The sequence below is a fragment of the Rouxiella silvae genome, assembly GCF_002093625.1.
Taxonomy (GTDB): Bacteria; Pseudomonadota; Gammaproteobacteria; order Enterobacterales; family Enterobacteriaceae; genus Rouxiella; species Rouxiella silvae.
Genome location: NZ_MRWD01000008.1, coordinates 98,772 through 105,356 on the forward strand (window position 1 = coordinate 98,772; position 6,585 = coordinate 105,356).

At 50.8% G+C, this 6,585-nt stretch carries 7 protein-coding genes; 4 read left to right on the plus strand and 3 right to left on the minus strand.

Annotated elements, in window-relative coordinates; all coding sequences use genetic code 11:
* Positions 1–76: 76 nt before the first annotated feature.
* The 3 genes from BS639_RS05125 (at position 77) to sseA (ending at position 2,399) form a co-directional block, all read left to right on the plus strand.
* A complete protein-coding gene (locus BS639_RS05125; protein WP_055776615.1) occupies positions 77–883 on the plus strand; it encodes a helix-turn-helix transcriptional regulator in 807 nt (268 codons plus the stop codon).
* A gap of 87 nt (positions 884–970) precedes the next feature.
* A complete protein-coding gene (locus tag BS639_RS05130) occupies positions 971–1,522 on the plus strand; it encodes a GNAT family N-acetyltransferase (protein WP_055776612.1) in 552 nt (183 codons plus the stop codon).
* Positions 1,523–1,559: 37 nt separating this feature from the next.
* Complete coding sequence (sseA, locus tag BS639_RS05135; protein WP_055776611.1) at positions 1,560–2,399, plus strand: 3-mercaptopyruvate sulfurtransferase; 840 nt, start codon at positions 1,560–1,562, stop codon at positions 2,397–2,399.
* Between the two features lie 58 nt (positions 2,400–2,457).
* Here the strand turns inward: sseA and BS639_RS05140 are convergent, their stop codons facing one another.
* Positions 2,458–3,225: an SDR family NAD(P)-dependent oxidoreductase gene (locus BS639_RS05140; protein ID WP_084982403.1), complete on the minus strand. Its 768-nt coding sequence runs from the start codon at positions 3,223–3,225 to the stop codon at positions 2,458–2,460.
* A gap of 153 nt (positions 3,226–3,378) precedes the next feature.
* On the opposite strand from BS639_RS05140, the gene BS639_RS05145 reads away from it, so the two are divergent.
* Entirely contained in the window at positions 3,379–4,287 is a 909-nt protein-coding gene (locus BS639_RS05145; RefSeq protein ID WP_055776607.1) for an AraC family transcriptional regulator, read from the plus strand.
* Positions 4,288–4,465: 178 nt separating this feature from the next.
* On the opposite strand, the gene agp is transcribed toward BS639_RS05145, so the two are convergent.
* Both agp and pagP read right to left on the minus strand, forming a co-directional pair.
* Complete coding sequence (gene agp / locus BS639_RS05150) at positions 4,466–5,767, minus strand: bifunctional glucose-1-phosphatase/inositol phosphatase (RefSeq protein WP_084982404.1); 1,302 nt, start codon at positions 5,765–5,767, stop codon at positions 4,466–4,468.
* 199 nt (positions 5,768–5,966) lie between these two features.
* Positions 5,967–6,506: a lipid IV(A) palmitoyltransferase PagP gene (gene pagP / locus BS639_RS05155; protein ID WP_055778156.1), complete on the minus strand. Its 540-nt coding sequence runs from the start codon at positions 6,504–6,506 to the stop codon at positions 5,967–5,969.
* Positions 6,507–6,585: the final 79 nt, after the last annotated feature.

Consider the following 6,585-nt stretch of genomic DNA (forward strand, 5'->3'; position numbering starts at 1 on the left):
GTTTTATACGGGTACAATATGACCATTTATACTGGTATGAGTCACTTCCTGCTTACCGGCAATGAACGAGTAAATCATGACTTCTCTAGACCTTTTAAGCGGACCGAAAGCACTGGGCGCATTTTTACGTGCTCACCGAGAAAGGACTTCTCCAGAAATGGTGGGACTGCCGCACTCAACGAGGCGTCGCACCAGTGGCCTGCGCCGCGAAGAGCTGGCGCAAATCAGCGGGATCAGCACCACTTGGTACACTTGGATTGAACAAGGCAGAGACGTTTCTATTTCAGCCGGCACCTTGAGCAGGCTAGCGCAGGCGCTGCGTTTGCAGCCGGCCGAAGAGGACTATTTGTTTACTCTGGCGGGGGTTAAAAACCCGCAGGAGCATGTTCAAGCACCGACCGTTTCTGAGCATCTGGCACAGTGTATTGATCAGCTAAACTGCCCCGGCTACCTGATTGACAGTTGTTGGAACATGCTGGCTTGGAATACCCAAGCCGAGCAGCTGTTTCAAGGCTGGTTAGACAACGACGAACAGCCCAACTTACTGCGTTTTGTGTTTCTTCATCCGCTGGCACGCACCTTGCTGGTTAACTGGGAAGCGCGCGCAAAGCGGATTGTGGCCGAGTTTAGGGCTGAAACCAGCCACTACGCACATTCTGAGGCAGTCCGCCAATGGGTACTCAATTTACGTCAGGAGAGCAGCGAGTTCGACAAAGGGTGGGCGCAGCAGGAAGTGCTCGCGCGCGAAGGCGGAGAAAGGCGCTTTGAACATCCCCAACGCGGGCCGGTACGCTATCTTCAACAAACATTTTTACCTTCAGGAAACAGTGAGTTAAGAATGGTGATGTTGATAGAACAAGCGCTGACTGCACAAGCCAGCTAGCGGTTTCACCTCGATTCATTGACATTCGTTTAGCGAATATGTGAGTGTGAGTCTTAGGCTGCGGGACGAAGAATGGAGAAAGGTAGTATGACGAGCCGTCTAATTTTTCAGAATGAAAGTTTGGAAATACGTTTGCCGACTGAGCTGGAAGCGCCGCTGCATTTTGAGGCTATTCAAGCATCTATTGATGATATCTCTGCCTGGGAGAGTTGGTGTACCGCAGACTACAGTCTTGAAGACAGCCGTACTTACCTTCTCGACTCCTACGTCAAACGCCAGCGCGGGATAGAGTACCGCTTTTGCCTATTTGATAGAGCCAGCGGGAAAATTGTCGGCTCAATTGCGCTAAATCGTATTGTTCATGAATATAAAACTGCCAATATAGGATACTGGATACGCAGCGATTTCACTGGCCGCTCGTTGGCGGTTACCGCTGTTAAGGCGCTGGCCCGCTTCGCATTTGATGAGTTAGCCATGACCCGTTTGGAAATTGTGGCGATGGAAAAAAACCACCGCAGCCGTCGGGTTGCAGAAAAGGTGGGGGCAATTGACGAAGGTCTGCACCGCAATCGCCTTTATTATCAGGGAACCCCCGTAAACGCCTGGTTATACTCGCTGATCCCCGGCGATTTGGCATAAATTCGGCACTTAAATATTGACACAGGATCAGGACATAATGCGTTCATCTATCGTATCAACCGACTGGCTGGCTTCACACCTCAACGAACCTGGCCTGGTTATTATTGATTGCCGTAAATCTAAACCTGGCATCACCCCACCAATTGATTTTTATGGAAAATATCTCGCCGAGCACATTCCCGGAGCCCTTTATGTTGAGGTCGATGATATTTCTGATTGCAGCACCGGCCTGCCCCACATGCTGCCAACCGCCGAGGCCTTCAGTCAATCAATGAGCGAACGCGGCATCCGCAACGACAGTTCGATTATTCTCTACGATGAAGGCGACTTGTTTAGCGCGCCGCGCGTGTGGTGGATGCTGAAAAGCTTTGGTGCGGCCAGCGTACGCATTCTCGACGGCGGGCTGAACGCCTGGGTCAAGGAAGGAAAAACCGTCGAAGCCGGTGAGAATGTTCTGCCTACAGCGACCTTCACCGCCACACTGCCGGGTGAAGTGGTGGTCAGCGCCGACCAGGTGAAACAGGCTATTGGTAAGGTGCAAATCATTGATGCGCGTTCGCTTGGGCGTTTCAAGGGCGAATTGCCAGAACCCCGTCCGGGTCTGCACGGCGGTCATATTCCCGGTAGCCTCAGCGTGCCCTTTACTGAACTCACCCAAGACGGGCAAATAAAATCACCGCAGGCGCTGGAAGAGACCTTTATTCGTCTTGGCGTGGCGCTAAATCAGCCGACTATTGCCAGCTGCGGTTCGGGTGTAACGGCGGCGGCGCTCCTGTTTGGGCTGCATTTGCTGGGTTCAGAAGAGGTGAAGATTTATGACGGCTCGTGGGCCCAATGGGGTGATATTAACGAAGATTACCCCATTGAAACGCACTAACGACCTTTGAGACCGACCGTTTGTGCAGGCCAGCGCCTGCGCAAACGTCAAAAACGGCTTAGAGCACCATACCGCCAGAAACTTCAATGCGTTGCCCGTTGACCCAGCGATTATCCTCAGAAAGCAGTGAGGCGATCATGGGGCCAATATCATCAGGCAACCCCGGCCGCCCCAGAGCCGTCATGTTCGACACCATTTTATTGACCTCTGGATTATCACGCACGATACCGCCGCTAAAATCAGTTTGCACGGCTCCAGGCGCGACACTATTGGCGGTAATTCCCCGCTCGCCCAACTCCTTGGCAAGATAACGCGTCAATACTTCGAGTGCGCCTTTCATGGCGGCATAAGGCCCACTATCAGGCACGCTGACGCGCGTGAGACCGCTGGAGATATTCACGATGCGCCCGCCGTTATTGATAATCGGCAGCAGTTGTTGAGTGAGAAAGAACACCCCTTTAAAATTGACCTGATAAATCAGATCAAGCTCGGCCTCGCTGGTTTTAGCAATGGAATTGTGGTGAGAAATGCCGGCGTTATTGACTAAATAGTCGAGTCGGTCGCCGCCCAACTCAGCCAATGCTGTTTGCACCTGACCTGTAAAAGCGGCAAAGGTGGCGCTGTTGCCGGTATCAAGCTGCAAAGCAATAGCCTGAGAACCCGCCGCACTCACGGCTTCAACGACTTTTTCGGCTTCGTTCAAGTTTGTGTTATAGGTGAAAATACTGCGTACCCCGCGCGCAGCGAGAGCCAGTACAGTGCTTCGTCCAAGTCCTCTGCTGCCGCCGGTTACCAGCGCAATCGGTTGTGAAAAAGTGTCAGTCATGGCGTTATCCTCATTACGGTGAGTCCCCTCACCCGGTTGGAGCATAAATCATAGAGCGCGGCGTGGCGTTCGCCCATGCCGAAAGCCAGCCTATTCTTGCCTAATCCCACCTCCAGCGGTAAGTTAAAAATCATATTTTCACGGAGGCACGTGATGACTGACATTAAACAATTGTGCGAAGCTGTCGAGCAGGCAATAACGCAGAGAGGAAATATCAGCCCCTGTTATACCGAGGCTGAAGGGATGATCCTGCTGAGGTCGCAAACGCATCGCCATCCTATGCACTTAATTCACAAGCCAGCGCTATGCATTGTAGCGCAGGGTGAGAAATGGACCCGCTTTGGTGATGAGCGTCTTTGCTACCGGGCAGGAGAGGCCATGCTGGTGAGCGTGGAGATGCCGGGCGCCAGTCAGGTTGTTGAAGCCAGCGCCGAAGCGCCCTACCTTAGCGTAGTGGTCGAACTGGACTTGGCCATCATGAACGACGTTTATCAGCAAATGGCTTCTCCCCCCAAACCAGACTCTGCTTCAAAAAATGCGGCTCAGGTTATTCAACTTACCCCGCGCCTCAATGAGTGTGTATTGCGTGCCTTACAGCTCCTTAATTCTCCGCAAGCGATTCCACTTCTCTATCCGGGTCTGATGAAGGAATTATGCTATTGGTTACTCACCGGACCGCATGGCGCATTGCTGGCAACCACCGTGCTGGGACGAGAGCGCCATCATCGACTGATCGAAGCCGTGCACGTGCTGAGAAAAAACTTTGATAAAACGCTGCGTATTGACACGCTTGCCGGGGTGGCCGGACTCAGCCCCACGGCTTTTCATCGGCACTTCAGGGCGATGACGTCAATGACGCCGGGTCAATTTCAGAAAAAAATCAGATTACTGGAGGCGCGCCGACTGTTGCTTTCAGGCGCTACGTCGGCAGAGAGCGTGGCTTTTCAGGTAGGTTATGCCAGCCCTTCACAGTTTAGCCGCGAATATGCTCGCCTATTTGGTGCGCCGCCCCGTCGCGACATCGTCAATTTGCAAGCCCAGCTCAGGGAGTCGTTGGACTAGACTTTGGGTATTACGGGCAAAAAAAAGCCCGCACGAGGTACGGGCAGAACAAACTGGTCTATCAGAGAGTGTCTTCTTTCTTCTGGGTACTTCTACACCCCACTTTATAACAAATTAATCACAAGTTAGTTACTTAAATGTAATTAAATAAGAGCCAGACTGTTTTATCAGAAAAAAATCAGCTTTTTAAGCCTTCCTGTACCACCTTGTTAAAGGTTTCAGCGGAGCAAAATCCTTTACTATCAACAGGACAGCCTTCAGCTTGTAAAACCACTTTGTGCATCGGGCTTTTTAAGCTATATGTGCTGCCGTTGCGGATTTGCTGGGCCGTTGGGTAAACGTACTCGATTTTCATCAGATCTTTATTGGTTTTCTTGTCATGCCAGCGTTGGAATACCACGGCTCCGGCAATCGGCGTACGCTCGTATTGGCCCGGCAGAGTGAAGTTTTTGATTTTCAGCGCCGACAAGAACGCAGCGATATTGGAATCGTGGCCTACGAGCAGGGTAACGCGAGCTTGTTGAGCTGCGCGCTGATCGTCAGTTTTAGCCAGTGATTTATCGAGCACCCCAGACATAAAGGTCAGCGTAGTGGCCGCGGCGTTCTTACCAATCTGCGGTGAGCTAAAGATCGCCTGTTGATCGGCATTTTTAAACTCTTCTACCTGACGCCACTGTTCAGGCGTGGTGATTTTACCCCACGCCACGTCTTTAGCCGGCAGGCCTTCATAATATTGCAGCATAAAGGCATCGCTAATGCCGGTTCCCAGCGACAACGGGCCGGATATGCCTGGTTCTTTGCCCTGATTCACCACCAGCTTCGAAGGCTGCGTGCTCAAATCGCACACTTTATCTTCTTTACAGGTTTTGGAGTTTTGGAAATCCATGACCTTGGCAACCAGCGCATAATTAGGTTTCAAACGTTTATTCAAGCCATCAAGGCCGCCCTCACCGGCAAATTTATCGGTAGCGTTTATTGCATCCGATCTGAACTGATCGGTCACGTCAGCGGTAATGATCGGATTAAACACCGGATCCATTTTGCCCACTTCAACGCGATTCACCACCGGAAGTTCGCAGCCTGGGAAGGCCCCGATAAGGAAATGCTTGGCAGTATCAATGGTGCGCGGCAGGCTGTTGGCATAAGTGAAAACGTCACCAGCCTGCGGACAACCTTTCGCTGGCAGCAGTTTATTTTGCGCTAACCACAGGCGGTAGTACCCACCAACGTGCTCTTCAACTTTCCCGCCCTTCGGCGTTAATAATCCCCCTTCAGTACTCCATACCGGCCAAGTGCGGGTAGTGGCGTTGCCCAGTGCGTTGTTGTAGTTGGCTAAAGGGGCACGAATACTGTGGCGGCTAAAAATAAGCACCTGCTGTAGCTCAAGATTATTGTCTGCGGCAACGGCCGCAGCAGGCAGCGATGCCGATACCAGGCAAGCCAAGGTGCTCAATAGCGCATAGCGGGAAAATCTTTTCACGTGTAACTCTCCTGTTGTTATAAATAATTACCCATAACCGAATAGTCATAGGTAATTTGCTATCAAATTATTGTTTGAGTGTTGCCATAAAGTTTATAGCGGGTATTACATGACAAAAACAAGGAAAATCAAGCATAAAGGATCAGGCTGCGGCAGAGGGAGATCTGGCTCACAGCACTGATTTAACAGGAGATATGACTTAAAATTGAAATCTTAACCAGGCAAAGAAAACGTTGCCGTTGTTATGCGTGCCTGGGATATAGGTCGCCTGGAAAGTGAGTCGCTCGTAGCCAACTGATGCCAAAGGCAATATCAAAGGTAAAGGCACATAGTCGTAGTTATTACGCGCCGTCACCGCCGCCGTATAACCTAAACCAAGTTTGAAGTCTTGACCTTCAATCGGACGCCAAATTTTTTCGTAGCCATAGCCCCCAATAGGCTCCCATTTGTTAAACGAATCTTTGAAGGCCATAAAATAGAGGCCGTGCCAGTCGCCATTTTCATCATAGCGCGAAATACCGTAACCCCCACCCCAAGGACGTTCATTATACTTGTCGATTTTCTCGCGGTCATACGTTGCGCGGTTGTGCCAAGTAATCACCGGCAAATAGAGGTCATGATTAGGTGACGCATTCCAGGTGGTTGAAACATCATTTTTCCACGATGCCCACCAGCCATTAAAGCCAGGCTGTTCTGTTGCACTAGATGTTGCAGCGGAAGGTGTTGAATTATTAGCCATCACTGATGATGTAAACAGAGATAGTCCTATAAGTAATACACTGCTTATTTTTTTAAAAATACACATTCAAATATTCTTC

Bases quoted from the DNA above. Each gene is read 5' to 3' on its own strand.
- BS639_RS05125 (WP_055776615.1), top strand. From the start codon at position 77: ATGACTTCTCTAGACCTTTTAAGCGGACCGAAAGCACTGGGCGCATTT.
- BS639_RS05130 (WP_055776612.1), top strand. From the start codon at position 971: ATGACGAGCCGTCTAATTTTTCAGAATGAAAGTTTGGAAATACGTTTG.
- sseA (WP_055776611.1), top strand. From the start codon at position 1,560: ATGCGTTCATCTATCGTATCAACCGACTGGCTGGCTTCACACCTCAAC.
- BS639_RS05140 (WP_084982403.1), bottom strand. From the start codon at position 3,225: ATGACTGACACTTTTTCACAACCGATTGCGCTGGTAACCGGCGGCAGC.
- BS639_RS05145 (WP_055776607.1), top strand. From the start codon at position 3,379: ATGACTGACATTAAACAATTGTGCGAAGCTGTCGAGCAGGCAATAACG.
- pagP (WP_055778156.1), bottom strand. From the start codon at position 6,506: ATGGCTAATAATTCAACACCTTCCGCTGCAACATCTAGTGCAACAGAA.